This is a genomic window from Hoeflea sp. (assembly GCF_039975035.1).
In the GTDB taxonomy this organism is placed as follows: domain Bacteria; phylum Pseudomonadota; class Alphaproteobacteria; order Rhizobiales; family Rhizobiaceae; genus Hoeflea.
In genome coordinates this window covers 1-25937 of record NZ_JBDWHW010000169.1, presented here as the reverse complement: position 1 = coordinate 25937, position 25937 = coordinate 1, and the positions used below count along the sequence as shown (strand labels likewise).

26 protein-coding genes are annotated in these 25937 nt (G+C 60.5%); 16 read left to right on the top strand and 10 right to left on the bottom strand.

All coding sequences use genetic code 11. The annotated features are described in order from the left end of the window. Window positions 1–182: 182 nt before the first annotated feature. The gene (glnA, locus tag ABJN75_RS15635; RefSeq protein ID WP_348440509.1) at window positions 183–1592 is read right to left on the bottom strand and encodes a type I glutamate--ammonia ligase; all 1410 of its coding nucleotides are present in this window, start codon (window positions 1590–1592) and stop codon (window positions 183–185) included. Window positions 1593–1650: 58 nt separating this feature from the next. Next, the gene (locus tag ABJN75_RS15630) at window positions 1651–1989 is read right to left on the bottom strand and encodes a P-II family nitrogen regulator (RefSeq protein ID WP_348440508.1); all 339 of its coding nucleotides are present in this window, start codon (window positions 1987–1989) and stop codon (window positions 1651–1653) included. Window positions 1990–2371: 382 nt separating this feature from the next. Here ABJN75_RS15630 and ABJN75_RS15625 point away from each other — a divergent pair, with 382 nt between their 5' ends. Then, a complete protein-coding gene (locus ABJN75_RS15625; protein WP_348440507.1) occupies window positions 2372–3844 on the top strand; it encodes an NAD(P)H-hydrate dehydratase in 1473 nt (490 codons plus the stop codon). A 3-nt stretch (window positions 3845–3847) separates the two neighbouring features. Here ABJN75_RS15625 and ABJN75_RS15620 read toward each other — a convergent pair whose 3' ends face one another. Next, entirely contained in the window at window positions 3848–4681 is an 834-nt protein-coding gene (locus ABJN75_RS15620) for a helix-turn-helix transcriptional regulator (RefSeq protein ID WP_348440506.1), read from the bottom strand. A gap of 221 nt (window positions 4682–4902) precedes the next feature. Here ABJN75_RS15620 and ABJN75_RS15615 point away from each other — a divergent pair, with 221 nt between their 5' ends. Beyond that, window positions 4903–6054 (top strand): MFS transporter, encoded by a 1152-nt coding sequence (locus tag ABJN75_RS15615; RefSeq protein ID WP_348440510.1) that lies wholly within the window; start codon window positions 4903–4905, stop codon window positions 6052–6054. A gap of 123 nt (window positions 6055–6177) precedes the next feature. On the opposite strand, the gene ABJN75_RS15610 is transcribed toward ABJN75_RS15615, so the two are convergent. Next, the gene (locus ABJN75_RS15610) at window positions 6178–6663 is read right to left on the bottom strand and encodes an Hsp20/alpha crystallin family protein (RefSeq protein WP_348440505.1); all 486 of its coding nucleotides are present in this window, start codon (window positions 6661–6663) and stop codon (window positions 6178–6180) included. Between the two features lie 231 nt (window positions 6664–6894). Between ABJN75_RS15610 and ABJN75_RS15605 the strand changes: the two genes are divergently transcribed. Next, window positions 6895–8163 (top strand): DUF2254 domain-containing protein, encoded by a 1269-nt coding sequence (locus tag ABJN75_RS15605; RefSeq protein ID WP_348440504.1) that lies wholly within the window; start codon window positions 6895–6897, stop codon window positions 8161–8163. 46 nt (window positions 8164–8209) lie between these two features. Here ABJN75_RS15605 and ABJN75_RS15600 read toward each other — a convergent pair whose 3' ends face one another. Together ABJN75_RS15600 and uvrA are read right to left on the bottom strand one after the other, a co-directional pair. Beyond that, entirely contained in the window at window positions 8210–9010 is an 801-nt protein-coding gene (locus tag ABJN75_RS15600) for a DUF72 domain-containing protein (protein WP_348440503.1), read from the bottom strand. 38 nt (window positions 9011–9048) lie between these two features. Further along, window positions 9049–11970 carry an excinuclease ABC subunit UvrA gene (uvrA, locus tag ABJN75_RS15595; protein ID WP_348440502.1) on the bottom strand — a complete coding sequence of 974 codons (2922 nt, stop codon included), beginning with the start codon at window positions 11968–11970 and terminating at the stop codon, window positions 9049–9051. Between the two features lie 407 nt (window positions 11971–12377). Between uvrA and ABJN75_RS15590 the strand changes: the two genes are divergently transcribed. The 4 genes from ABJN75_RS15590 (at window position 12378) to ABJN75_RS15575 (ending at window position 14346) form a co-directional block, all read left to right on the top strand. After that, complete coding sequence (locus ABJN75_RS15590; RefSeq protein ID WP_348440501.1) at window positions 12378–12896, top strand: single-stranded DNA-binding protein; 519 nt, start codon at window positions 12378–12380, stop codon at window positions 12894–12896. A gap of 58 nt (window positions 12897–12954) precedes the next feature. Continuing rightward, the gene (locus tag ABJN75_RS15585; RefSeq protein WP_348440500.1) at window positions 12955–13365 is read left to right on the top strand and encodes a cupin domain-containing protein; all 411 of its coding nucleotides are present in this window, start codon (window positions 12955–12957) and stop codon (window positions 13363–13365) included. Between the two features lie 87 nt (window positions 13366–13452). Further along, complete coding sequence (locus ABJN75_RS15580; protein WP_348440499.1) at window positions 13453–13866, top strand: VOC family protein; 414 nt, start codon at window positions 13453–13455, stop codon at window positions 13864–13866. Between the two features lie 84 nt (window positions 13867–13950). Then, the gene (locus ABJN75_RS15575) at window positions 13951–14346 is read left to right on the top strand and encodes a hypothetical protein (protein WP_348440498.1); all 396 of its coding nucleotides are present in this window, start codon (window positions 13951–13953) and stop codon (window positions 14344–14346) included. Between the two features lie 11 nt (window positions 14347–14357). Here the strand turns inward: ABJN75_RS15575 and ABJN75_RS15570 are convergent, their stop codons facing one another. Together ABJN75_RS15570 and ABJN75_RS15565 are read right to left on the bottom strand one after the other, a co-directional pair. Further along, on the bottom strand, window positions 14358–14660 hold the full coding sequence (locus tag ABJN75_RS15570; protein WP_348440497.1) for a DUF1905 domain-containing protein: 303 nt from the start codon (window positions 14658–14660) through the stop codon (window positions 14358–14360). A 12-nt stretch (window positions 14661–14672) separates the two neighbouring features. Continuing rightward, window positions 14673–15302, bottom strand: coding sequence for a MarC family protein (locus tag ABJN75_RS15565; protein ID WP_348440496.1), 630 nt, complete (start codon window positions 15300–15302; stop codon window positions 14673–14675). A gap of 195 nt (window positions 15303–15497) precedes the next feature. On the opposite strand from ABJN75_RS15565, the gene gyrA reads away from it, so the two are divergent. The 4 genes from gyrA (at window position 15498) to ABJN75_RS15545 (ending at window position 22365) form a co-directional block, all read left to right on the top strand. Then, window positions 15498–18329 carry a DNA gyrase subunit A gene (gene gyrA, locus ABJN75_RS15560; RefSeq protein ID WP_348440495.1) on the top strand — a complete coding sequence of 944 codons (2832 nt, stop codon included), beginning with the start codon at window positions 15498–15500 and terminating at the stop codon, window positions 18327–18329. 303 nt (window positions 18330–18632) lie between these two features. Further along, window positions 18633–20903 (top strand): hypothetical protein, encoded by a 2271-nt coding sequence (locus tag ABJN75_RS15555; protein WP_348440494.1) that lies wholly within the window; start codon window positions 18633–18635, stop codon window positions 20901–20903. 293 nt (window positions 20904–21196) lie between these two features. Next, window positions 21197–21901, top strand: coding sequence for a YafY family protein (locus ABJN75_RS15550; protein ID WP_348440493.1), 705 nt, complete (start codon window positions 21197–21199; stop codon window positions 21899–21901). Window positions 21902–21993: 92 nt separating this feature from the next. Beyond that, window positions 21994–22365 carry a VOC family protein gene (locus ABJN75_RS15545; protein ID WP_348440492.1) on the top strand — a complete coding sequence of 124 codons (372 nt, stop codon included), beginning with the start codon at window positions 21994–21996 and terminating at the stop codon, window positions 22363–22365. Between the two features lie 85 nt (window positions 22366–22450). On the opposite strand, the gene ABJN75_RS15540 is transcribed toward ABJN75_RS15545, so the two are convergent. Further along, on the bottom strand, window positions 22451–22576 hold the full coding sequence (locus ABJN75_RS15540; RefSeq protein ID WP_348440491.1) for a hypothetical protein: 126 nt from the start codon (window positions 22574–22576) through the stop codon (window positions 22451–22453). 121 nt (window positions 22577–22697) lie between these two features. Continuing rightward, window positions 22698–23609 (bottom strand): transglutaminase family protein, encoded by a 912-nt coding sequence (locus ABJN75_RS15535; RefSeq protein WP_348440490.1) that lies wholly within the window; start codon window positions 23607–23609, stop codon window positions 22698–22700. Between the two features lie 368 nt (window positions 23610–23977). On the opposite strand from ABJN75_RS15535, the gene ABJN75_RS15530 reads away from it, so the two are divergent. The 5 genes from ABJN75_RS15530 to ABJN75_RS15510 all read left to right on the top strand — a co-directional run. Then, window positions 23978–24190, top strand: coding sequence for a hypothetical protein (locus ABJN75_RS15530; protein WP_348440489.1), 213 nt, complete (start codon window positions 23978–23980; stop codon window positions 24188–24190). A 129-nt stretch (window positions 24191–24319) separates the two neighbouring features. Next, on the top strand, window positions 24320–24460 hold the full coding sequence (locus tag ABJN75_RS15525) for a hypothetical protein (RefSeq protein ID WP_348440488.1): 141 nt from the start codon (window positions 24320–24322) through the stop codon (window positions 24458–24460). Window positions 24461–24494: 34 nt separating this feature from the next. After that, complete coding sequence (locus ABJN75_RS15520) at window positions 24495–24755, top strand: DUF1488 domain-containing protein (RefSeq protein ID WP_348440487.1); 261 nt, start codon at window positions 24495–24497, stop codon at window positions 24753–24755. 207 nt (window positions 24756–24962) lie between these two features. Beyond that, window positions 24963–25454 carry a pantetheine-phosphate adenylyltransferase gene (gene coaD, locus ABJN75_RS15515; RefSeq protein WP_348440486.1) on the top strand — a complete coding sequence of 164 codons (492 nt, stop codon included), beginning with the start codon at window positions 24963–24965 and terminating at the stop codon, window positions 25452–25454. Between the two features lie 105 nt (window positions 25455–25559). After that, on the top strand, window positions 25560–25937 hold a 378-nt coding region (locus tag ABJN75_RS15510; protein ID WP_348440485.1), incomplete at its 3' end, for a peptidylprolyl isomerase.

The following is a 25937-nucleotide window of genomic DNA, read 5'->3' as shown; positions in this document are numbered from 1 at the left end:
AGCTGCGATTCGGCGGAAGCCGTCTGAACCCTCTTCATACGCCAACACCACCGACTGCTTGAAAGACGTGCTGTATTTGGACATGCAAACCCCCGAAGTTGATGTCCAACTTTCGGGGGTCAGTTCACTTTCCGCCGGTTTTTTGTAAGGCCGGGCCACTTGTGCAGCCCGGCACAGGTCAATCAGACCGAGTAGTACATGTCGAATTCGACAGGATGCGGGGTCATTTCGAAGCGCATCACTTCCGCCATCTTCAGTTCGATGAAGGCATCGATCTGGTCGTCGTCGAAGACGCCGCCGGCGGTGAGGAACTTGCGATCCTTGTCGAGGCTTTCAAGCGCTTCGCGCAACGAGCCGCAGACGGTCGGGATCTTCTTGAGTTCCTTGGCCGGCAGGTCGTAAAGGTCCTTGTCCATGGCCTTGCCCGGATGGATCTTGTTCTTGATGCCGTCGAGGCCGGCCATCAGCATGGCTGCAAAGGCCAGGTACGGGTTGGCGGTCGGATCCGGGAAGCGAACTTCAACACGCTTGGACTTCGGCGATGAGCCGAACGGGATACGGCAGGATGCCGAACGGTTGCGCGCCGAATAAGCCAGCAACACCGGTGCTTCATACCCGGGAACCAGACGTTTGTAGGAGTTGGTCGACGGGTTGGTGAAGGCGTTGATGGCCTTGGCGTGCTTGATGATGCCGCCGATATAGAACAGGCAGGTTTCCGACAGGCCGGCATATTCGTCGCCGGCGAAGGTCGGCTTGCCGCCCTTCCAGATCGACTGGTGAACGTGCATGCCCGATCCGTTGTCGCCAAACACCGGCTTGGGCATGAAGGTAGCGGTCTTGCCATAGGCATGAGCGACCTGATGGACGCCGTACTTGTAGATCTGGGTCTTGTCGGCCATGCGGGTCAGCGTGTCGAACACCATGCACAGTTCGTGCTGGGACGAGGCCACTTCATGGTGATGCTTTTCAACAACCAGGCCCATTTCAGCGAGCACGGTGAGCATTTCAGAGCGCATGTCCTGGCAGCTGTCGATCGGAGGCAGCGGGAAATAGCCGCCCTTCATGCGCGGGCGGTGGCCCATGTTGCCGGTTTCATAGTCGGTGTCGTCGTTGGACGGCAGTTCGGTCGAATCCAGCTTGAAGCCGGTGTTGTAGGGATCGGCCTTGTACTTGACGTCGTCAAAAATGAAGAACTCGGGCTCTGGTCCGATATAGACCGTGTCGCCGAGACCGGACGCCTGGAGATAGGCTTCCGCCTTCTTGGCGGTGGTGCGGGGGTCGCGGCTGTAAGCCTCGCCGCTGATCGGGTCGAGAACGTCGCAGAACACTGCCATGGTTGACTGCGCGAAGAACGGGTCCATGTGCGCGGTTCCGGTATCGGGCATCAGCACCATGTCGGACTCGTTGATGGCTTTCCAGCCGGCAATCGAGGAGCCGTCGAACATGACGCCATCGGCGAACATGTCTTCGTCGACACAAGAGACATCCATCGTCACATGCTGCATCTTGCCCTTCGGGTCGGTGAAGCGCAGATCGACAAACTTGACGTCGTTGTCCTTGATTTGCTTGAGAAGTTCAGTGGCAGTCGTCATTGCGATATTCCCTGTTAGTAAAGACGATGGGTGCGCGGCGGTCCGCCGGGCACAGTGGTCAAATGGCGTCGTTGCCTGTTTCACCGGTTCGAATGCGGATGACATCCTCGATGTTGGAAACAAAGATCTTGCCATCGCCGATGCGCCCAGTCTGGGCCGCATTGCGGATCGCCTCGATCGCTGCTTCTGCCGTTTCGTCCGCCAGGACAATCTCGACTTTCACCTTGGGGAGAAAATCAACGACATATTCCGCGCCCCGATACAGCTCGGTATGGCCCTTCTGCCGACCGAAACCCTTGGCCTCGGTGACAGTAATGCCCTGGAGACCAACTTCCTGAAGGGCTTCCTTCACTTCATCAAGCTTGAAGGGCTTGATGATCGCTTCGATCTTTTTCATGAGAACCAATTCTCCGCTCTGTCGTGTGAAAGCAGGTAGCAAGGCGAACGCCAAAACCCACTCACGTTTATCTAAGCACACACTGTGCCACTTTGTTCAAAAATCCCCGCAGCGAACCGAAATAATTCATTTTGCTGCAGAAAGCCGGCGAAACCCGGCGTCGAATCGACCGGCATTGCCCGTCGCGTTGCGTTTTAAGCCAAACGCCAAAAAATTGTCTGGCGGGGCCAGAAGAAAATGATGAATTTTTATGCGGCAACACCTGCACATCAATTCATCATTATGCGCAATTTGTAAGCATTTGTTTGTGTCCGGGCTTCTTCGTCCTCGGTGCCGTCGATGCCAACTTGACCGCTGCGCCAGGCTCATGCAACCAAGAAAAATGGCCATTCATGAAACCTTGCTCGTCACGCCTGCCGCCATGGGCATGGTCGACAAAGCGGCGATAGACGGCGGACTTGACGGTTATGCCTTGATGCAGGCCGCCGGCGCCCATGTGGCGGCGGTTTTTCTTGCCAAATATCCCGGCGCCTTGCGCGCGGTTGTCGCCTGCGGACCCGGCAACAATGGCGGCGACGGTCATGTGGCCGCGCGGCTGTTGATGCAAAGCGGGGTGGATGTCGTCCGCTATGGAACCGGACCAAAGCCCGGTGGTGACGCGGAGAAGGCGTTCGCAGTCTGTCCGGGGCAGATGCTGCCACTTGGCGACTGGCAGCCGCAATCCGGCGATGTCATCATCGATGCGCTGTTTGGCGCGGGGCTCGACCGCCCCGTCGGCGCTGACATTGCCCGGTTTATAGGGCTTGCGCGAGATGCGAACACACCGGTCATCGCCGTTGATCTTCCCTCCGGCCTGTCCGGCCGCACCGGCGTGCCCACCGGCGCATGTTTTTGCGCGGCGCATACGGTGACGTTTGCCGCTCTCAAGCCCGGTCATCTGCTGATGCCGGGCAGGGCGCTTTGCGGGCAGGTGCAGCTTTGCGACATCGGAATCCCGTCGCGGCTGATCGTCAGCGCCGAGCCGGTCTGGCGCAATCACTCAGGCCTTTACCGCGATAATCTGCCGCGCCAGGATGCGACCGGACACAAATACAGCCACGGACATCTGGGCGTGTTCTCCGGGCCGCTGATTTCGGGAGGCGCGGCGCGGATGTCGGCGATGGCGGGGCTCAGGGCCGGGGCAGGCCTGGTGACCATGGCGTCGCCTCCCGGCGCAGTCATGGTTCAGGCAACCCACCTCACGGCCATCATGCAACGATCCATTGCCAATAAGGCCGATCTGGCAGGCTGGCTTGAGGACAAGCGGCTTTCCAGCTTTGTCATAGGTCCCGGTTTTGGCGATCTGGAAAAGGCGCGGACGTTCACCGGACAATTGGCTGAAACCGGAGGTCGCGTTGTGCTGGACGCTGACGGGCTGACCGCCTTTGCCCGGGACAGATTTGAGCTTTCGGGGCTTTTTGGTGGCGAAACAAGGCTGGTTGTCACCCCGCATGAGGGTGAGTTTCGCCGGTTGTTTGCGGATTTGGTTGATGATCCGGCTCTGTCCAAAATCGACCGCGCGCGCAGGGCGGCGGAGATCCTCAATGCCGTGGTGGTCTACAAGGGCGCCGATACGGTCATTGCCGGACCGGATGGACGCTGCGTGGTGAATGCCGATGCGCCGCCATGGCTCGCCACGGCGGGATCCGGTGATGTGTTGTCCGGAATTGTCGGCGGTCTGCTGGCCCAGGCAATGGCGCCGTTCGAGGCGGCTTGCGCCGGGGTGGCGATGCACGCAAAGGCGGCGCTGCGTGCCGGCGAGGGCATGACGGCGGAAGATCTGCTGATGCGGATCGAAAAGGAACAGCAAAGCTGAGCGTCAGACGGAGCTTTGACTGCGAAGGTAGGCTTTCGGCGGCGTTCCCATCATCCGGCAGAACATTGTGGTGAAGGCCGGAACGCTGTCATAGCCGAGATCGAGCGCAACGGCGGTGACGGCTTCGCCGGCGGAAAGCCGCGGCAAGGCCGCCATCAGGCAGGCCTGCTGGCGCCATGTCGAGAGGCTCAACCCGGTTTCGCGGCGAAATATCCGTGTGAAGCTGCGCCGGCTCAGGCCTGCCGCATCGGCCCATTGATCGATGTTGAGATGTGCCGAAGGCCGGGCGACAAAATCCCGGCACAATTCGGCCAGCCGGCGATTGTCGGGAAACGGCAACCCCAACGGGCGTTCCGGCAATCGAGGAATTTCGTGCAGCAAGGCGCCCAGGATGAATTCGCCGCGCGGGTTGCCGGGATCGGAGCGCAGGCACACCGCCTCGACGATGAGGCTGCGCATCAGAGGGGTCATGCCGGTGACTTGCAGCCGGTCAGGCAATCCGGCAATTGCTCCAGGCAGGACATAGACCGAATGCATGTCAACGCTGCCGACCGTATCGATGGCATGCCTGACCCCTGCCGGAATCCACAACGCATGGTCCCGCGGCATCATCCATCTGCCGGCCCGGGTGGTTACCGTCAGCACGCCACGGGAAAGATGCAGCAGCTGCGCCCGCCGGTGCTCATGTTCGGCCACATGCTGGCTGGCGTCGTAACGATGGGCGAAGGCCACGGCGGGTTCGTCCACCAGTTCGATGGCAGCATGCCGCTCGGCCCGTTCCCGAGGGGTCTCGATGTAGCTGTCCGCTGCCTGAAGCAACGAGGGATGTATCGACATGATGCTGGCCCAATCGCGTAAGAAATAGACCACAGCACGAAAGCGGGCTTCAGGCAAGCCGTGTATCAATGCGCAGGAGGCGCGCCATACCCGCGTGTGCAGGCTGCAAGGAACAAGTTATGGATGCGATCGGTAAACAGGCCAGCCCGGAAAATCCGGCTCCCGGCGCAGATGCTGCACGCCCGGCCGCAGTTACCAGCGCTTCGGCGACACCGGCAGCCATGTCGGTCATTTTGGCGCTTAGCCTGTGCCATTTCCTCAATGACACGATGCAGTCGATGCTTTCGGCGATCTACCCGATGCTGAAGACCAATTATGCGCTGACATTCGGTCAGATCGGCTTGCTGACATTCACGTTCCAGTTCACCGCGTCGCTGCTGCAGCCGGTCATCGGCGCCTACACCGACAAGCGCCCGATCGGCTATGCGCTGCCTGTCGGCATGGGCTTCACCATGATCGGTCTGTTGCTTCTGGCGGTAGCCGGACATTACTGGCTGCTGCTGGCGGCCGCCTCGCTGGTGGGGCTCGGTTCGGCGGTGTTTCATCCCGAATCCTCGCGCATTGCCCGGCTGGCCTCGGGCGGCAAGCACGGCACCGCGCAGTCGATCTTCCAGCTTGGAGGCAATTTTGGCACGGCCTCGGGGCCGTTGCTGGCAGCCTTCATCGTGGTGCCGGGCGGGCAGGGCAGCGTTGCCTGGTTCTCCCTTGCAGCACTGTGCGGCATGGTAATCCTGACATGGGTCAGCCGCTGGTACGGCAACTATCGCAAGGCCGCCGCCGGCCGTCCGGCGTTGTCGACACTGCTCAATCACAGCCGCAGACGCGTGATCTTCACGCTCATTGTGCTGGCGCTTCTGGTTTTCACCAAGAATATCTACATGGCCAGCTTTACAAGCTACTACACCTTCTATGTCATTGAGAGATTTGGCGTTTCGGTGCAGGACGCGCAGTTGCTGTTGTTCCTGTTCTTGGGCGCGGCCGCTGTGGGCACCATCGCCGGGGGGCCGATCGGCGACCGGATCGGCACCAAATCGGTGATCTGGGTGTCGATCCTCGGTGTGTTGCCGTTCACCCTGATGCTGCCTTATGCCGATCTGTTCTGGACCGGGGTGCTGACGGTGATCATCGGCATGGTGCTGGCCTCGGCGTTTCCGGCCATCGTGGTTTTCGCCCAGGAGATGGTGCCGGGCCGTGTCGGGCTGATTGCCGGCCTGTTCTTCGGCTTCGCCTTCGGCATGGGCGGCATAGCGGCCGCGGTCCTGGGACAGATCGCTGACATCAAGGGCATCGAGTATGTCTACACCATCTGTTCCTATCTGCCGTTCCTCGGGCTTCTGACCATCTTCCTGCCCAGGCAAGCGCGTGCGATATAGGGCGAATAGGGTTCATGGTAAGTCCCGGGTTGCGTGACGCAACTGGCCAGCCGGAGAGACAGGGCTGTTCTCTTCCGGCCGGCCATCTCCCGGACCGTCGCTCGCGGTCCGCGAGATTTGCAGTCAGGAGCCGATCCTGATTCTCCGGCCCCTGGCTTCCTGTCCCGGATTCTTCGGCAAGGTCACCTTGAGGATGCCCTTGTCGAATTTCGCATCGATCGCCTCCTGATCGACCCGGTCGGGTATCGGGAACGAGCGCAGGAACGAGCCGTAATTCCGCTCGGTGACGACACTGTCATCCTGCTTGGAGTCATGCGAGACAGTCTTCTCGCCCTTCAACATCAGCATCCCATCGGAAATTGACAGATCCACCTCCTCCTCCGACATGCCGGGAAGTTCCGCGGTAAGCGTGATCGCCTTGTCGTTTTCAGTGATGTCGATGGCAGGGCGCACCGCGCCGGCGGCCATCAGCGAGGGAAATCCGGTCGCGGCGGCTGCGGATGTATCATCTCCGAAGAAACGTTGAATCATCGCATCCATTTCCCTGCGAAAATCGTCGAACAATCCGGATGGCGGGAACGCGGGAAGTTTCTCGTTCGGGTTTGTCATGATGTTCTCCTTTTCAGCCTGAAATTCGAGGACGAGGAGAAAGATGCCAGTTGCCAAGCCTGCTTCCATTGACTTATGTCAAAACTTGATCAGGTCATGCGACAATTGCCGATCCGGCCTGTGGAACCCAGTTGGCCATCTACTTGCTTGACGAACGCCGCCGCACAACGCCCAATGCGACTGGCGGGCAGAACCTGATTGCTTCGCTGTGAAACCGATGGAGCCGGCCGAGTGAGATTTTTCTACAATTCGCTGATGGACTATCTGGCCGAACGGCTTTGGCTGAGACCGGCGCTTTTCGGGGTGATCGCCGTGCTTGTCGTGGCGTTGGCGATGACTGTCGATCAACTGTTCATGTTGCCTTTTGCTTTCAATATCGAACCGGAAACCATCCGCGGTCTTCTGACCATCATGGCGTCGGCCATGCTCACGGTCGCAACGTTCGCGGTCTCGGTGATGCTGGCGGCCTATGTGGCGGCGATTTCCGCAAGCACGCCACGGGCTTTCTCGATCGTCGTGGCGGATTCGACTTCGAAACAGGCGATTTCAACCTTTATCGGCGCTTTCACCTTTTCGGTGGTCGGACTTATCGGGTTGAATGTCGGCTTTATCCAGTCCAGCGGGCGTATCGTGCTGTTCTTCGCAACACTCTGTGTGTTCGCGGTGGTGGTCGGGACCTTGATCTACTGGATAGATCACGTCGCCCGGATCAGCACGGTCTCGTCAACCATCGACAAGGTGCAGATCCGCGCCAGGGAAATGCTGACCCGGCACCTTATCCATCCCGGTCACGGCGGAACGCCGGTTTTCGCCAATGCGCAACCATCCGAGCGCGCCCTGGCGGTCCTCTCCCGGTTCACCGGAACGGTTCAATTCATTGATGTTGACGCCTTGTCGGATCTTGCCAGCGAGATTGAAGTCACGGTGCATGTGGCGGTGCGGCTTGGCGACCTTGTCGGTCAGGGCACCGAGATTGCCTGGATTTATGACGGTCCCTTGGAGGCCATCGACGATGCGGCAAAGCGACGGATCAGTAGCGCGATCCGGGTCGGCCAAAGCCGTCATCGCAGCGAGGATCCGGTTCTTGCCTTGAAGACCCTGTCGGAAATCGGTGACCGCGCACTGTCGCCCGGCATCAACGATCCGGGTACGGCCAATGACATTCTCGATGCACTCGTACAGGTGTTTTCGGCAGCGGCGGAGGCTAGCCAGGATGCGGGAACCTCGTCGCAGCATCCGCGTGTGCTGGTGCCGATCGTCGATCCCGAGGCGGTTCTGACCGCGGCATTCGAACAGATTGCACGCGACGGGGCCGGCTTTGTCGAAGTTGCCGTGCATCTGCAGCACGCGCTCTCGGTGATCTCGAACTGCCTGCCTGCGGCATGGGCGGATCCGTTGCGGGTACAGTCGGCGCGGGCACTTGAGCGCGCGAAAGCTGCCCTCGATCACCCGTATGATCTCAGCCGGGTCGAGGCCGCGGCGAAACTGGCGGCAACCTGAGATCGCCGGGGGGCTGTTCGCCTCTGGCCACGCCCCCAGCGCGATCTCAGACCAGTTTCTGCAGCGCCATGGCGCCGTGCGGTGCGTTGACCTTGCCGCCGGTGATGAAGAAGGCAAAGACATCGCGCGGCAGGTTCGGCGCCGTCCGCTCGGGCGCAACCAGTGGCAGGTCCCCGGGCACGCCGCCGTCGGCATAGGTCTTGAACCGTTCAGCCCATTGCCCGATTTGTTCCGGCGGATAACAGGTCGGTGTCTCGTCCGTGCCTCTTTGCAGCCGGGCATAGACAAAATCGGCGGTCGGATCGGCAAACATCGGATAGTCGTCATGGTCGGCGACAACCGCGGCGACATTGTACTTGGCCAGCAACTCGATGAATTCCGGGACCTGGAACGAGGCATGACGCGGCTCGACCACATGGCGCAACGCGATGCCGTCCTGGGTTTTTGGCAACAGCTTCAGAAACGCCTCGAAATCCTCCGGCTCGAAAGTCTTCGTCGCCATGAACTGCCACAGGATCGGCCCGAGCCGGTCGCCAAGTTCGGTGATGCCCTGGGTGAGAAACTTCTCGATCGACGGCGCGGCTTCGGCCAGCACCTTGCGATTGGTGCAATAGCGGCTGGCCTTCAGCGAAAACACAAAGCCGTCAGGAACCTCGGAAGCCCATTTGGCAAAGGTCGCCGGTTTCTGGCTGCCATAATAGGTGCCGTTGACCTCGATGGTGCGCAGCTGAGACCCCGCATACTGCAAATGCTTGGTCTTTGGCAGTTTTGCCGGGTAGAAGCTTTCGTTCCAGGCATCAAACACCCAGCCGCCGATACCGGCGCGGATGGTTCCAGTATCTGTCATCGTCCAGTCCTCGCCATTCCGAAAGTTTTATCGAGCCGTCACTCCGCCGCTTCCACCCGTTTGCCCGGCCGTCGTTGCAGCAGGTCGCTGAGGAACTGGCCGGTGTAGCTGCGTACCACCTTGACGATGTCCTCGGGCGTGCCTTCGGCGACAATCTCGCCGCCGCCGTCGCCACCTTCGGGGCCGAGATCGATCACCCAGTCGGCGGTCTTGATGACTTCGAGATTGTGCTCGATCACCACCACCGAATTGCCCTGGTCGACCAGTTCATGCAGCACTTCCAAGAGCTTGGCCACATCGTGGAAATGCAGGCCCGTGGTCGGTTCGTCGAGAATGTAAAGCGTGCGTCCGGTGGAGCGTTTGGACAGCTCCTTAGCCAGCTTGACGCGTTGCGCCTCGCCACCCGACAGCGTGGTGGCCTGCTGGCCGACCTTGATATAGCCCAGCCCCACGCCGGCCAGCGCCTGCAGCTTGTCGCGCACGGCGGGGACGGCGGCGAAGAACTCGACGCCTTCCTCGACCGTCATGTCGAGCACATCGGCGATCGATTTCTGCTTGAAGGTGACGTCCAGCGTTTCGCGGTTGTAACGCTTGCCGCCGCAGACGTCGCAGGTGACATAGACATCGGGCAGGAAGTGCATCTCGATCTTGATGACGCCGTCACCCTGGCAGGCTTCGCAGCGTCCGCCCTTGACGTTGAACGAGAACCGCCCCGGCTGATAGCCGCGCGCCTTGGATTCGGGCAGGCCGGCGAACCAGTCGCGGATCGGCGTAAACGCGCCGGTGTAGGTGGCCGGGTTGGAGCGTGGCGTGCGGCCGATCGGCGACTGGTCGATGTCGATCACCTTGTCGATGTGTTCGAAGCCGTCGATCCGGTCGTGATCGGCGGGGTTTTCGCGCGATCCCATCACCCGCCGCGCGGCGGCCTTGTACAGAGTCTCGATCAGGAAGGTCGACTTGCCGCCGCCCGATACGCCGGTGACCGCGGTGAACAGGCCGAGCGGGATCGAGGCGGAAACGTTCTTGAGATTGTTGCCGCGCGCGCCGATGACCTTGAGTTCTTTCTTCTTGTTGGCTTTGCGGCGCTGCGCCGGAACGGCGACTTCGAGTTCGCCGGAAAGATATTTGCCGGTGATCGAGCGCGGATTGGCCATGATGTCGCCGGGCGTGCCCTTGGCGATGATTTCGCCGCCGTGAATGCCGGCATAGGGTCCGATGTCGACCACGTAGTCGGCGGTGCGGATGGCGTCCTCGTCATGCTCGACGACGATCACCGTGTTGCCGATGTCGCGCAGATGCTTGAGTGTTTCGAGAAGCCGCGCATTGTCGCGCTGGTGCAGGCCGATGGAGGGTTCGTCAAGCACGTAGAGCACGCCGGTCAGTCCCGAGCCGATCTGCGAGGCGAGCCGGATGCGCTGGCTTTCGCCGCCCGACAACGAGCCGGAATTGCGCGACAGCGTCAGATAGTCGAGCCCCACGTCATTGAGGAATTTCAGCCGGTCGCGGATTTCCTTGAGAATCCGGACGGCGATCTCGTTCTGCTTGGCGGTGAGGCGGGCGGGAAGATCCTCGAACCATTCGCCGGCAACCCGGATGGAGAGTTCGGTGACTTCGCCGATATGACAGCCGTCGATCTTGACCGCGCGCGCCTCGGGCTTGAGCCGGTAGCCGTCGCAGGCCGGGCAGGGGGCGTTGGACATGTAGCGCTCGATTTCCTCGCGCGCCCAGGCGCTGTCGGTTTCCTTCCAGCGCCGTTCGAGATTTGGAATGATGCCCTCGAAGGTCTTCGAGGTGGTGTAGGAGCGCAGGCCGTCATCATATTTGAAGGCAACCTTGTCCTGGGTTCCGCGCAGGATCGCGGCCTGCGCCTTGGCCGGCAGATCGCCCCAGCGGTCACCCAGCTTGAACCCGAAATGCTTGCCCAGCGCCTCCAGCGTCTGGGTGTAATAGGGCGAACTGGATTTGGCCCAGGGCGCCACCGCGCCGGCACGCAAGGTCAGGTGCGGTTCGGGGATGATCAGCGCTTCGTCGATTGTCTTCTGGGTTCCCAGTCCATCGCAGATCGGGCAGGCGCCGTGCGGATTGTTGAAGGAAAACAGCCGCGGCTCGATCTCGGAAATGGTGAAGCCCGAGACCGGGCAGGCGAATTTCTCCGAAAACAGCACGCGTTCATGGGTTTCGTTGAGCGACTTGTTGGCCGACCCTCCGGCCGAGGTTTCGGCTTCCGGCAACGGCTTGTCGGCGAATTCGGCAATCGCCAGCCCGTCGGCAAGCCGCAAACAGGTTTCCAGGCTGTCAGCCAGCCGGGCCGAGATGTCGGGGCGGACGACAATGCGGTCGACGACGATGTCGATGTCGTGCTTGTATTTCTTGTCGAGCGTCGGCGCGTCGGCGATCTCGTAATACTGGCCGTCGATCTTGACCCGCTGAAAGCCCTTTTTCATGAACTCGGCGAGTTCCTTGCGGTATTCGCCCTTGCGGCCGCGCACCACCGGGGCCAGCACATACAGCCGTGTGCCTTCCTCCAGCGCCAGCACCCGGTCAACCATCTGGCTGATGGTCTGGCTTTCGATCGGGAGGCCGGTGGCGGGCGAATAGGGGACGCCGACGCGGGCGAACAACAGCCGCATGTAATCGTAGATTTCGGTGACGGTTCCGACGGTGGAGCGCGGGTTGCGGCTGGTGGTCTTCTGCTCGATGGAGATCGCCGGCGACAGCCCGTCGATCTGGTCAACATCGGGCTTCTGCATCATCTCGAGAAACTGCCGGGCATAGGCCGACAGGCTTTCGACATAGCGCCGCTGTCCCTCTGCATAGATGGTGTCGAACGCCAGCGAGGACTTGCCCGATCCCGAAAGGCCGGTCATGACGATCAGGCTGTTGCGAGGCAAGTCGAGATCGACATTCTTGAGATTGTGCTCGCGGGCACCGCGAATGGTGATGGATTTCAGTTCAGTCATGACGCCGCCGCTTTACCGTGAAACATCCGCCGCGCTGCCGAACGCGCCCGGATCGCTCAATTGCCTGTTGGCTTCTCAGGGCCGATTTCGCCTTTGAAGCATATGATAGCATCCCGAAGTCTGCGCTGCCCTCCAGAACGCCGGGCTATGGAAGAGGTTCCGGGGTGCGGACCAGATCCATACATAAGCACCTCATGCGCATTGTCGAGACGCCGAATGACCGGTTGCTTGTATGAAAACCGAATCTCTTGACAGAAACTGACATGAATACTAGAACAAATAAAGAACAAAAAAGGCTTGTGGATTGTGCTCGCCCGGGCAGCGGCCAGCGGGGCGATCCTGTAAGGTGAGACCAGGATTTATCGGGGCGGCGGAAAGCCGCCTGAAGTGTTGGAAGGTGAAACATCATGGCGGGCAGCGTCAACAAAGTCATTCTGGTTGGCAATCTGGGCGCGGATCCGGAAATCCGGCGCACACAGGACGGTCGGCCGATCGCCAACCTGTCGGTTGCGACCTCGGACAGCTGGCGTGACAAGAACACCGGCGAGCGCCGCGAAAAGACCGAATGGCATCGCGTGGTGATCTTCAATGAGGGCCTGTGCAAGATCGCGGAAAACTACCTCAAGAAGGGCTCCAAGGTCTATCTCGAAGGCCAGTTGCAGACCCGCAAATGGACCGACCAGTCCGGCCAGGACAAATATTCCACCGAAGTGGTGCTGCAGGGCTTCAATGGCAATCTGACCATGCTCGACGGCCGCAGCGAAGGCAGTGGCGGTGGTGGTGGCCGCGGCGGTGATTTCGGCGGTGGCGGCGGAGACTTTGGCGGCGGATCATCGTCAGGCGGCGACCGTGGCGGATCCAGTGGTGGATTTGGCGGCGGTGCTGGCAGTTCGTCGCGTGATCTCGACGACGATATCCCGTTCTGAGATCGGCCGGCCTTGACCTCTGGCGTCTCCTTTTGCCTTCATATCAGGAGATATGAGCATGGCATCGTACAGTGATGTTCTGGAACTTGGACCCGGGGAAGGCCGTCACTATGCGCTCGGCCGGATGCAGGCTGTGTTCAAGGCGGACCAGGACGAGAGCGGTGAACGCTATGCGATCTCGGAATGGTGGCTGGAGCCGCACTGCACAGGAGCCGGAGCGCATCTCCACGAGGCCAATGAGGAAATCTTCTATGTGCTGGAGGGCACCGCCTGGTTCCTCGTCGGCAATGAATGGCGGAGCCTGTCGAAGGGCAGTTTCCTGCGCATTCCCGCCGGGGTCATGCATGATTTCGAAAACCGCAGCGATGCTCCGGTCGGGCTGTTGAACATGTTCATGCCCGGCGGTTTCGAACAGGCAATGCCGGACATCGTCAAATGGTTTGAGGAAAATCCGCAGCGATCGGCGTGATCGCTTTCAAGCTGAAACAGGTGAACCGGATCCGGCATCGTTCCGGTTCCATCAAGGCAAATGCCCTGCGGGGCGCAGGAGAGCGGTTTGCGTCAGTCCATCACCCATGTAGCGCTGGTCGTTCGTGACTATGACGAGGCGATCGCGTTCTATTGCGGTGTGCTCGGCTTCGATCTGCTGGAAGACACCGACCAGCCCGAACAGGACAAGCGCTGGGTGGTGGTGCGGCCCAAGGGCGGGCAGGGCGCCTCGATCGTGCTGGCCCGCGCCTCCAGGCCGGAACAGCAGCCTTTTGTCGGCAATCAAACCGGCGGGCGGGTGTTCATGTTTCTCAACACCGATGATTTTTGGCGCGATTACAACAGGCTGCTGGCTGAGAACGTCGAATTTGTCCGCGAACCCGCCACCCATGACTACGGCACCGTGGCGGTTTTCAGGGACATTTACGGCAATTTGTGGGACCTGTTGCAACTGACGCCTGGTCATCCCGCCGCCAGCTGAACCGGTTGCCGTTCTATCCAGGCACTGTGCTGCCAGACGCAATCGTGACTGGTCCTGCAGCCAGATCGAGGAAAGGATTGTTCCATGTTTTCAAAATTGTCTGTGCTGTGGCGCCATTGTGCCCTTGCCACGGGACTGGCCGGCGGCCTGCTCACAACCGTTCCCGCCCATGCCGGAATGGCCGACGTGGTGGCTGCCAGCTACACCCAGGCTGCCGACGGCAGCTATCGCTTTGAAGTCACCGTGCGCCATGCCGACGATGGCTGGGAGCATTACGCCGATAGCTGGCAGGTGATCGGACCGGATGGACATGTTCTGGGTGAACGGGTGCTGGCGCATCCGCATGACACCGAACAGCCGTTTACCCGCAGCCAGTCGGGCATTGTCATTCCCGCCGGCGTCAAGCGGGTGGTGGTTCGTGCCCATGACAAGAAGCACGGCTGGGGCGGCGCGGAAGTGACCGTGGTGATCCGGGAGTAGCGGCGCGGCGGTCAGCCGGTCGTCAACCTGACGCAGACCCTGTCTCCGCTGGTGATGGATTGAGCTTTGCGCACCAAGGCCTTGACCGGCAGGAAATAGCATCCCGACGCCTTGTCCGGAAACAGCGATGTGTCGAACCGGGTCGCTCCGATCTCGGCGCGGACCCGGATCGAACCGAAGCCGTTGGTCTTGCCGGCGAAGAAGCGGATCTCATGCGAGATTTCAGCCGGAACGGTGATGAAATGCCAGGACGCCTTTTCGCCGTGATAGAGCCAGAGGCTGGCGTCGAAGCTGTGGGTCTGTTCAGGTTGCACCGGTACCTCCCGTCAACCGGCGATGAACGCCTGCTTGATCCCGTCAACGACGAACTGCACCGAGAGTGCCGCCAGAATGACGCCCAGCAGCCGGGTCAGGATGGTTCGTCCGGTGTCGCCCAGAAACTGGTCGATCCGTTCGGCAATCACCAGAAAGGCAAACAGGACCACAGAAGCGGCGAGGATGACGCCGATCAGCCCGGCGCGCTCGACCGGCGCGTAAAACGATCCGGCGAGAAGAATCACCGCCGAGATCGCGCCCGGTCCGGCAATCAGCGGAATGGCCAGCGGAAACACCGCGACATTGGAAATGTGGTCCTTGGTGATTGCCCGTTCGGCGCTTTTTTCCTGGCGCTCGTGGCGCTTTTCGAAAATCATCTCGAACGCGATCCAGAACAGCAATATGCCGCCGGCGATGCGGAAGGCGCCAAGCGAGATCCCGAGCAGGCTCAACAGGCTGGCGCCGGCAATGGCGAAAACGGCGAGAATGCCTGCGGCGGTGATGGTGCCGCGCAAGGCGACCTGGATGCGCTGGCTGCGGGTCATGCCGGTGGTCAGCCCGAGAAAGATGGCAGCCAGTCCCGGCGGGTCGAACATCACGATGATGGTGACGAAGGCATTCACGATCAGATCGACATTCATGGCGAACTCCCCGGAGGCTGAATTACAGCTCTTTTACCCTGCCTACGACAGCTGAGCGGCGAGCGGAACCCCCGGACTGGGCGGCAACGGTGGAGAAAGTGACCGGACACGCCGAATTCACCGTCGAAAATTGGCGACAGCAGTGGCTTTCGGCTATAACGCACAAATGATTCCATCCAATATTCGTGGACCGCTTTGACAGACCAGAACAAACCCTCCGGACCGCTGACGCCAGGCATCGAGCCGGTTTCGATTATCGAGGAAATGCAGCGTTCCTATCTCGATTACGCCATGAGCGTGATTGTCAGCCGGGCGCTGCCGGATGTGCGTGACGGGCTCAAGCCCGTGCATCGCCGGATTCTCTACGCCATGCATGAAGGCGGTTACCACTGGAACCGCAAATATGTGAAATCGTCCCGCATCGTCGGCGACGTGATGGGTAAATATCACCCGCACGGTGACCAGTCGATCTACGACGCCATGGTGCGCATGGCGCAGCACTGGTCGATGAGCGCGATGCTGGTCGACGGGCAGGGCAATTTCGGCTCGATCGACGGCGATCCGCCTGCCGCGATGCGGTATACGGAATCCCGCCTGGCCAAGCTGTCGCACGAACTGCTGGAAGACATCGACAAGGATACGGTCGATTTCCAGGAAACCTATGATTCGTCGGGCAGCGAGCCCAAGGTCATTCCGGCGCGGTTCCCCAACCTGCTGGTCAACGGCGCCGGCGGTATTGCGGTCGGCATGGCCACCAACATTCCGCCGCACAATCTGGTCGAGGTGATCAACGGCTGCGTTGCCATCATGGACAATCCGGCGATTGACCTGATCGAACTGATGAGCATCATTCCTGGCCCGGATTTCCCGACCGCGGGCATCATCCTGGGCCAGGCCGGCATCCGCCAGGCGTTCGAGACCGGACGCGGCTCGGTGATGATGCGCGGCAAGGTTCATGTCGAGCCGATGCGCAACGACCGTGAAGCCATCATCATCACCGAAGTTCCCTATCAGGTGAACAAGGCGACGATGATCGAGAAGATGGCGGAACTGGTGCGCGACAAGCGCATCGAGGGCATTTCCGACCTGCGTGACGAATCCGACCGCCAGGGCTACCGGGTGGTCATCGAACTCAAGCGCGATGCGGTCGCCGATGTGATCATCAACCAGCTCTACCGCTACACGCCGCTGCAGTCCTCCTTCGGGGTCAACATGGTGGCGCTCAACGGCGGCAAGCCTGAGCTGATGAACCTCATCGACATGCTCAAGGCCTTCGTGTCATTCCGCGAGGATGTGATCACGCGGCGCACCAAATACCTGCTGCGCAAGGCACGCGAGCGGGCGCATGTGCTGGTTGGCCTGGCAATCGCCGTCGCCAATATCGACGAAGTCATCGCGCTGATCCGCAAGGCGCCGGATCCGGCAACCGCGCGCGAGCAATTGATGACCCGGCGCTGGCCGGCGATGGATGTTGAATCGCTGATCCGGCTGATTGACGATCCGCGCCACAAGATCAACGAGGACGGCACCTACAATCTGTCCGAGGAACAGGCGCGCGCCATTCTCGAACTGCGTCTGGCCCGCCTGACCGCGCTCGGCCGTGATGAAATCGGCGATGAACTCGGCAAGATCGGCGATGAAATCAAGGACTACCTCGAAATTCTCGGCTCGCGCGTGCGGGTTCAACAGATCGTCAAGGACGAGCTTGTCGCCGTGCGCGACGAATTCGGCATCCCGCGCCGCACCCAGATCACCGAAGGTGGCGCGGACATGGACGACGAGGATCTGATCGCGCGAGAAGACATGGTGGTCACCGTGTCGCACTCGGGCTACATCAAGCGGGTTCCGCTCGCCACCTACCGGGCGCAGCGGCGTGGCGGCAAGGGCCGCTCGGGCATGTCGACCAAGGACGAGGATTTCGTCACGCGGCTGTTCGTGGTCAACACCCACACGCCGGTGCTGTTCTTCTCGTCACGCGGCATCGTCTACAAGGAAAAGGTCTGGCGCCTGCCCATCGGCACGCCAACCTCGCGCGGCAAGGCGCTGATCAACATGCTGCCTCTGGAAAAGGGCGAGCGCATCACCTCGATCATGCCTTTGCCCGAGGACGAGAGCAGCTGGGCCGAACTCGACGTGATGTTCGCCACCACGCGCGGCACCGTGCGGCGCAACAAGCTCAGCGATTTCGTCCAGGTCAACCGCAACGGCAAGATCGCCATGAAGCTCGACAGCGATGGCGACGAGATCCTCAATGTCGAGACCTGCAACGAGCTCAATGACGTGCTGCTGACCACGGCGCTGGGCCAGTGCATCCGCTTCTCGGTCGATGATGTGCGTGTCTTCGCCGGCCGCAATTCGGTCGGCGTGCGCGGCATATCGCTGGCCAAGGGCGATTCGATCATCTCGATGACCATCGTTCATCACGTCGACGCCGATGCTTCCGAACGTGCTGCCTATCTCAAGCGCGTGGTGGCCGAACGGCGTGCGGCAAGCGGCGACGAGGCGGAAGTCGAGGATGTGGCGCTGGTCGGCGAAGAGGCTGGCGAGGCCGGCGATCTCTCCGATGAGCGCTACGCCGAACTCAAGGCGCGCGAGCAGTATATCCTGACGGTCTCCGAAAAGGGCTACGGCAAGCGCTCGTCGAGCTACGAGTTCCGGATTTCGGGTCGCGGCGGCAAGGGCATCCGCGCCACCGATACCTCCAAGACCAGCGAAATCGGCCCGCTTGTGGCAGCCTTCCCGGTCGAGGATGGCGATCAGATCATGATGGTGTCCGACGGCGGCCAGGTCATCCGGGTTCCGGTGCATGGCATCCGCATGGCAAGCCGGGCCACCAAGGGCGTTACCATCTTCTCGACCGCCAAGGACGAGCGGGTGGTTTCGGTCGACCGGATCAGCGAACCGGAGCATGACGAGGAACTGGACGAGGACGGCAACGTGATCCCGGTCGAAGACGCTGCGGCGCCGGAATCGGATGTGTCCGGCGCGGTTGCTCCAGAGGCTGACGATACACCGCCAGACGCCTGACAGGCCTTCAAGTCTGACTTCAAGAAACCGGGGAGAGATCCCCGGTTTTTTTATGGGGTGCAGCGAATGGCAGGAGGGGGATAATTGGGAGCGGGCTTTTGCAGCGAGTTGAATGAATAACTGTAATGGGGCGGGGAAGAGGCTGTCGAGGATAAGGCATCGGAAGGGCGGCTTCGCACCAGAAGCGGCCATCATTGGCTACAAATATGCAAATCTCATCAACACCTGGCGGTCAGCTCTCTCCTGTTGGAGTAATTCTGTTTTGCTTGTACCAAACTGCAGCACCCGGTAACCCTTCACTCCATGGCTAGAGATCGCAAACAGGGCAAGAAGGCGAACAAGAAAAAGCAGGATCCAGGATTTGAATTCAGCACCCTTAGCATTCCCCCAGAACACCACGCAGAATTCAAGGCAGCGATGCTGGAGGCAGCGCGCGCCGGCGTTGCGGAATTCCCCGGCATGCTCAAGACCGTGAAGGAGCAACTGACCAGCCACGACCCCCTTGGAATCGTGGCATCGTATGCGGCCTACGGCCTGCGTTCATACGTGTCCGATTCCGGTGTTGAGCAACAGAAGGGAGTGCAGGTTCTCCAACATCACGCAGAGCTGCTGCAGGCGATTGCGCTCAGTATCCCTCTCGACCAGTGGGGCGACAAGCCGATCATTCCACCTGTCATGCAGAGGGTGTTCGACACCGTCCCCAAATTGACAGAGGCCTTTCAGTTCCAGCACTTGCTAAAAGGTGACGAGGTCACCGACGAGACCCTGAAGCTTATGCGCTCACTCCAGGGGCGCATAAGCATGCATACCCACGGGGTGCGGAACTGGGGCTATTTCAGCGATGTGGTCGGCCTCTCAAAGGAACTGTTCAGTACACTCGATCCCGCATTCCGCGCGCATTTCGACTTTGCCGCCAGCGACCTCGTGGAAATTCTGCGCGTCATAGTCGCCGAGTTCGAGCGGCGGCAGTCCGAGCACTTCAATACCCTCAAGAAAGTCTACACCGGCAAAAACCCGCGCCAGATGGTACGGCACTACTTCAAATACGTGCCGGGCCTCCAGGGTACACCGGAAGAGTTTGTTGCAGCCATGCCGGGCATTGACCGCAAGGGAATGATGGTAATGATCATGTCGCATTTCGACCTGCGACTGGCTGAACGCGCGACTTTCACCGCAGCGGACCTTGCAGCCCTGACAGACTTTCCCGAAGGCGAAATCACGGCCGCCCTCCAGGCCATTGCACTAAAGCCGGGAGACCTGGGCGATGCGAAGGCCGAGTATCTGTTCCTCGGCAATCCCGTCTGGGAACGGCCGGTGGTTGATCTGGGTGAGTTCTTCTTCATCCCCATCCCACAGATGGCGTTCAGCCATATCCACCGCATTATGGACCGCCTGTGCGCTGAGGCTGGGCTGAAAGACCGGCTGTCTGAGATTCGGTCACGCTTCCTCGAAAACAAGCTCGAGGAGACTTTCCGCCATGCGCTCCCCGGCGCGGATATCTGGTCCTCGGTGAAATGGACTGCCGGGGACCAGCAGTTCGAAACCGACCTCCTCGTGGTCATCGACCGAACAGTCGTCATCGCCGAGGCGAAGTCTAATCGCCTTACGCCGGAAGGCCTGCGTGGTGCGCCGGACCGCGTCCGCCGCCATGTCACCGACATGGTGCTTGCTCCTTCGCTCCAGTCCGCGCGCCTAGCTCAGCTCATCGAATATGCCCGACGCGGTGACCCTACTGCGATCCAAGTTATGAAAGAGACGAATCTTGACCACGGCCGGATTGATCGTGTCATCCGCTTGTCGGTCACGCTTGACGACCTCTCGGTCCTGACCTCGGCTGAGGCGGACTTTAAGGCGGTCGGATGGGTTCCGGCGGACCATGATCTAGCGCCCACGATCCTCATCTCGGATCTCGGCTGCATTACCCACATCCTCGATAACCCTCTGCAGGTCCTACACTACTTGGCCGAACGATCGTTTTTCCAGAAGGCCTTCGATCTGCTAGGAGACGAATTAGATTTTTTGGGGCTCTACCTCGTGACAGGGTTCAACCTAGCGGCCATACAGCAAAAGGGCATGCGATTCGTGCCCTCCGGCATGTCGTCGCCGCTGGACCGCTACTACAATAGCAGGGACGCTGGTATTAAAGTCCAGAAGCCGAAGATGAGTCTGCGGCCCACTTTTTCACAGATCATCGCCAATTTGGCTAATAGGCGCCCCCCAGGTTGGACCACTATCGGCCTGCACCTGCTTGCTTGCGCAGATCCAGCCGAGCAGGCATTGGTCGAACGGAAGCTAAAGGACCTGCGCGGCATGGTCCGCAAAAATTTCCGCAACCCGCATCACTTAAACTCGCTGCAAATTCAGCCGCCCGAAGACCGCAAGGCATGCGTGATGTTCTTCCTGTTCCCAGACGTGATGCGCGCTAGTATGCGCGAGGACATGGAACAGTTGGCGGCAGAAGTTCTCGAAGGTGGTAAGGTGGAAGCCTGCGTTGTATTCGGTCGCAGTATCGACCAGTGGGACAGGCCCTACGTGGCTGTACTTCTGGTCCATGCCGATCCCGCCAAGACTTGATCAAGAGGCGGGCTTGGAAGGCAAAAGTCTTGGAACTCCTCCTCTGACAGAGCGTCACTGAAGCGGAACAGCATCTCATTTGCAGGGGTACCGGAGTGTTCTGGGGCCAACCCGGAGGCCCGGCAGACATTCGCCGACAAAGTGTCAAATGACCGAAATGGGGCGCAAAGCGGTTCCATATTCTGCGCAAAGCCCTCCGGCAATTGAACGCGAACGTGGCCTGTTCTTTCCTGCCACAATCTGGCAGCATAAGTTGCTACACTCACCCATCGCCACCGTCCCCGGAGCCAGATTTGTCCCGCGCCGCGCGTCTTCTTGATCTCTTGCAAGCCTTCCGGCGCTACAAGCGGCCGGTCAGTGGCGCGGTGCTGGCCGAGGAGCTGGGCGTGTCGCTCAGGACCATATACCGCGATATCGATGCGCTGAAGGCGCAAGGGGCCGCGATCGACGGGGAGGCGGGCGTCGGTTTCGTGCTCAAGCCCGGCTTCATGCTGCCGCCGCTGATGTTTTCCGAGGAGGAACTCGAGGCGCTGGTGCTCGGCTCGCGCTGGGTGGCCGAGCGGGCGGACCAGCCGCTCGGCGCCGCGGCGCTCAACGCACTCGCCAAGATCGCCGCCGTGCTGCCCGATGACCTCAAGGCCGGACTGGACGAATCCACCTTGCTGATCGGCCCGGGCGCGGCGCTTGCGGCGGGGGAAAGCGAATTGCCATTGATCCGCGAAGCCATCCGCAATCAGCGAAAGCTCACCATCTCCTATGCCGACGTCAATGGCGCGCCCAGCCAGCGCACCATCTGGCCGATTGCGCTGGCGTTTTTCGACAGAACCCGGGTGGTCGTCGCCTGGTGCGAATTGCGAAAGGATTTCCGTCACTTCCGGGCTGACAGGATTGTCCGGCTGAGCATCGAGCCGGCGCGTTATCCGCAGCGACGCGCGGCGCTGATGAAACAATGGCAGGCCAGGGAAGGCATTCACCTGCGCTCCGGGTCGAGGCAGTAGGTTGAACTACTGCTGACAATATCTGGCAGCATGAACTTGTAGTCTCCGTACCGGGTCGAAAGGCCGAAACCCGATCTTTGACGGAGACCAGAATGTTGACTTTTGATTTCGTGCTGCTGCACGTCGCCAACCCGCCGGCGAGCGCCGCCTTCTATTCCGACCTGCTGGGCAAGTCGGCGATCGATTCGACGCCGGGCTTTGCCATGCTGCCGCTGAGCGACGCGGTGGTGCTTGGATTGTGGCTTGCCAGCGAGGCGGACCCGGCTGCCACCGGAAAACCTGGCGCAAGCGAGATATCCTTCAATGTCGCCGATGTGCCTGAACTGGAAAAGCTGCATGCCTGTTGGGTCGCCAAGGGTCTGCGAATTGTTGTCGAACCGGTGGAAATGCCTTTTGGCCACACATTCGTGGCCCTTGATCCGGACGGGCACCGCATTCGCGTCGTGGCAAGCATCCGGCGTTGATCAATAGTATCGCCAGACAAAAAGGCCCGGTCGATGCAAACATCCATGGACCGGGCCAGTTGAACTAGCTGGTGTGCATGCGAAGTTACCGGTTGGAAAACCAGTCGAGATCGTGGGTTTTTGCAGGAATTTCCTGGCGCAATGCTCCTAGCACGAGGCCGCTGAACAGCATGACGATCATCAGAGCAAGCAAGGCGAGGGCTATAGTCATGGCGGTTTCCTTCCTTCGCATCCATCTTTGATGCGAACACCATGACAAATCCTGAATGAATGAAACCTGAATGGAATCAGTACTAACCCGAGATGAGAGGAAAAGAGCGGATTTGAGGCAATCAGAACAGATGCACGGCGCCCGGTACCGCCAGACCGAAATCCGGACCGCCGGAACGCGGCGCGGGCAGGGTTTCAAGCATCGCATGAATGTCCTGATCACTGGTTTCGTCTTCGATCAAGCTGGTCCAGACCCGAAACGACGACAGCTGGTAGGCGCCAAACGAGGTGATCATCGCCACGTCGGATGCGTCCGATCCCCTGACCATCAGGATCCGGCCGATGCGCGGAACATTGTAGCGTGCGTCCACCGTGTGCCAGCTGCCGCCGAGAAACACCTCGAACCAGGCGCAGAAATCGTCAAAGCCGCTGTCGGGCACGCCGATGTCGCCGAGATAGCCGCTGGCATAGCGTGCCGGAATGTTCATGGCGCGGCACAGGCTGACGCCCAGATGCGCGAAATCCCGGCAAACGCCGGATTTTTCCTCGAGCACGTCGCGGGCGGTCTTGTCGGGACGGCCGAACTTGTAGCCGAAGGTGACGTGATTGTGCACGAAATTGCTGATTGCCTGCACCCGTGGCCAGCCTTCCTGGGTGGCGCCGAAATTGGCCCAGGCGAAGTTCCCCAGACTGTCGGAATCGCAATAGCGGCTCGCACCGAGGAAATCGAGTGTATCGCTGGGCAGATCCTCGATCCGGTGCTGAATGGCGAATGTCGGCCAGATATCCGGCACACCGCTGACTTCCGTGGCGCAATCGCTCCAGAAAGTGGTTCTGCCCTGATCGGCGACGGCGCGCGAAATCCGGTTGCCGTAGCGGTCCACATAGACCGATATCGGGGTCATGCTGGTGGACCTGACATAATCCGCGCCGATCAGCCGACCGTTGAATTCGGTATGCGTGGACAGCGCCAGCAGCATCGGCACGGGCGCGGGGCAGTCAACCACTATTTCGAAACCAAATCTGATGAGCATGCCGTTACCTTCAATTGGCCGGGGTTCCACCGGGGTTTGTGAGCGTCATCAGGGCTTTCGGACCGCCGGGACGTGCCGACTGGCGCAGCCATTCGTTTTCGAACGATCGCTATCTGCACTATTACACGGCACTGGAGCAAATCGCGCAACAATTATGCACTTGCCGTCTACCGAGCATCGTTTCAGACAATTGCCTTGTATAAATCCCGATTGAGGCGCATGGTTCCATTGTAATTTTTCAAGCGCGCTGCTGCATCGCCGACACCCGGCTTCAAGGCGCTTTGCTTGTTCCTCGACCCCGACTGAAAAAGCCCCGAAAGCAGCGTGTTCGCGTTGGCTTGGGCACGATATGTATTGGGACACAAATAATGGCCAAGAGTATTTTTACCAAGGGACAACAGGTCTCGCTCCAGTCCCGCGTCGGGCTTTCACCGCGGACGCCGACCGAGTTCACGGTGCTGTTGCGCCTGCCTGACAGTGGCGGCAAGCCGCAATACCGCATCCGCAATGATGACCAGGGCCATGAGCGCGTTGAACAGGGCAGCAATCTGGAACTGATAGAAACCGCCAAAAGCATCTGACGCGGCTTGCGCAACCGGCCCTGTCAGGCTGTCGTTTCGAAAAGTCGCCGGACCGTTTTGCAAATTGCGGCGCTTGCCTGTTTTGAACCGAACCCGGTTTGAAGGCAGCGCCCGGGAACAGGAAACATCATGGCCAAGGGTCAAATGAGATCAAGCAAGGAAATCCGCAAACCGAAGAAGGACAAGGCCCCTGCCAAGGCCGCGGCGGCTTCGGGTTCGGCCGTCAAGCAACTGGAAACAAATCCATTCCAGAAGAAAACCAAGAAGTGACAGCGCATCGGGCTGGGCGGTTGAGGGCAGGGCGTTGATCGGCTTTCCCAACCAGATGCGCAGTTTCGACGAGGATGCCGGAACCTTCCGCTTCTCGGGCTATGATGGCGTGATGGAAGTCCGCTTCGTGCTGGAAGCGCCGGCGCTTGAACAGATCGACGGGATATCCCGGTCGCCGGACACCGATTATCTGGCGGCCTTTGACCGGCGGCGCGCTGAGATCGAAACCGCTGCCGGCCGCGCCTACAAGAAGCACCGCAAATCCCTGATCTGGCTGTCGATCGCCGATTTCTGAAGCCCGACGGGCGCAATCGGCACCGCGTGTGGCGCAGGTCGCCGCTGCCGGCAGCGCGGGCATGCCACTATGGCAGGACGGCTGCGGCATCAGTCGCGTACGATACCGTACATACAAAGCCGTTTGACTGCGGCATGCGGCGAATGATTCATCTCTTGATGCCCGGCGTCCGACATGACAAAAGGCCCTTGAAAGAGGGTTTTTGTCATGCGCATCGCGTTTTATCCCGGGTCATTCGATCCCATGACCAATGGTCACATCGATGTTCTCACCCAGTCCATGGCTCTGTGCGACGAACTGGTGATCGGCATCGGCGTTCATCCGGGCAAAACCCCGATGTTCAGCTTCGATGAGCGCGCCAGCATGATCGACCACGTGGTCCGCTCGGAATTTCCCGACCGGATAGCCAATGTCAGCGTCGTATCGTTCCAGGGACTGGTGATCGAAGCCGCCGCCGATGCAGGCGCCACCGTCCTGGTTCGCGGGCTTCGCGACGGCACCGATCTTGACTACGAGATGCAGATGGCTGGGATGAACCGGGCCATGGCGCCGGGCATCACAACCGTGTTTGCACCTGCCTTTCCCCAGTCCCGCCACATCACCGCCACGCTTGTGCGCCAGATCGCAAGGATGGGCGGCGATGTTTCGCCGTTCGTTCCGGTTGTGGTGCAAAAAGCGCTCGCGGCACGGATACCGTGACTTCAACAGCCTTCGCCGTGGCGTTGCAATGCCTGCGGCGGTGTGTCAAACGATTGCCGTCGGATAACGAGAGTGTCCCGACCGGCCATTTCAATGGAGCCTTCCATGCGTTCTTCACGCCTTCTTCTCGCCGCGACGCTGGCCTTTGGCCTGGCCTCGACAACCCTCGCCACCGCCGCCGACACGCTTACCATCGAGCTCAAAAGCGGCAATGTGGTCATCGAACTGGCCGACGATGTCGCGCCGATGCATACCGCGCGCCTCAAGCAACTTGCTGACGCCGGCGAATATGACAATGTCGCCTTTCACCGTGTCATCGAAGGCTTCATGGCCCAGACCGGTGACGTTCAGTATGCCGACATGGAAGACGGCTTCGCGCCGAACCGGGCCGGCATGGGCGGATCGTCCAAGCCGGATCTGAAAGCCGAATTCTCCGAAATTCCGTTCGAACGCGGCACCGTCGGGATGGCGCGGTCGCAAAAT

What these genes read in the sequence shown, in the direction of transcription:
- ABJN75_RS15630 (WP_348440508.1), bottom strand. Translation starts at nt 1,989, where the DNA reads ATGAAAAAGATCGAAGCGATCATCAAGCCCTTCAAGCTTGATGAAGTG.
- ABJN75_RS15620 (WP_348440506.1), bottom strand. Translation starts at nt 4,681, where the DNA reads ATGTCGATACATCCCTCGTTGCTTCAGGCAGCGGACAGCTACATCGAG.
- ABJN75_RS15540 (WP_348440491.1), bottom strand. Translation starts at nt 22,576, where the DNA reads ATGACTATAGCCCTCGCCTTGCTTGCTCTGATGATCGTCATGCTGTTC.
- uvrA (WP_348440502.1), bottom strand. Translation starts at nt 11,970, where the DNA reads ATGACTGAACTGAAATCCATCACCATTCGCGGTGCCCGCGAGCACAAT.
- ABJN75_RS15530 (WP_348440489.1), top strand. Translation starts at nt 23,978, where the DNA reads ATGGCCAAGAGTATTTTTACCAAGGGACAACAGGTCTCGCTCCAGTCC.
- ABJN75_RS15625 (WP_348440507.1), top strand. Translation starts at nt 2,372, where the DNA reads ATGGCCATTCATGAAACCTTGCTCGTCACGCCTGCCGCCATGGGCATG.
- coaD (WP_348440486.1), top strand. Translation starts at nt 24,963, where the DNA reads ATGCGCATCGCGTTTTATCCCGGGTCATTCGATCCCATGACCAATGGT.
- ABJN75_RS15565 (WP_348440496.1), bottom strand. Translation starts at nt 15,302, where the DNA reads ATGAATGTCGATCTGATCGTGAATGCCTTCGTCACCATCATCGTGATG.
- ABJN75_RS15535 (WP_348440490.1), bottom strand. Translation starts at nt 23,609, where the DNA reads ATGCTCATCAGATTTGGTTTCGAAATAGTGGTTGACTGCCCCGCGCCC.
- ABJN75_RS15610 (WP_348440505.1), bottom strand. Translation starts at nt 6,663, where the DNA reads ATGACAAACCCGAACGAGAAACTTCCCGCGTTCCCGCCATCCGGATTG.
- ABJN75_RS15555 (WP_348440494.1), top strand. Translation starts at nt 18,633, where the DNA reads ATGGCTAGAGATCGCAAACAGGGCAAGAAGGCGAACAAGAAAAAGCAG.
- ABJN75_RS15525 (WP_348440488.1), top strand. Translation starts at nt 24,320, where the DNA reads ATGGCCAAGGGTCAAATGAGATCAAGCAAGGAAATCCGCAAACCGAAG.
- ABJN75_RS15590 (WP_348440501.1), top strand. Translation starts at nt 12,378, where the DNA reads ATGGCGGGCAGCGTCAACAAAGTCATTCTGGTTGGCAATCTGGGCGCG.
- ABJN75_RS15585 (WP_348440500.1), top strand. Translation starts at nt 12,955, where the DNA reads ATGGCATCGTACAGTGATGTTCTGGAACTTGGACCCGGGGAAGGCCGT.
- ABJN75_RS15575 (WP_348440498.1), top strand. Translation starts at nt 13,951, where the DNA reads ATGTTTTCAAAATTGTCTGTGCTGTGGCGCCATTGTGCCCTTGCCACG.
- ABJN75_RS15545 (WP_348440492.1), top strand. Translation starts at nt 21,994, where the DNA reads ATGTTGACTTTTGATTTCGTGCTGCTGCACGTCGCCAACCCGCCGGCG.
- ABJN75_RS15615 (WP_348440510.1), top strand. Translation starts at nt 4,903, where the DNA reads ATGTCGGTCATTTTGGCGCTTAGCCTGTGCCATTTCCTCAATGACACG.
- glnA (WP_348440509.1), bottom strand. Translation starts at nt 1,592, where the DNA reads ATGACGACTGCCACTGAACTTCTCAAGCAAATCAAGGACAACGACGTC.
- ABJN75_RS15600 (WP_348440503.1), bottom strand. Translation starts at nt 9,010, where the DNA reads ATGACAGATACTGGAACCATCCGCGCCGGTATCGGCGGCTGGGTGTTT.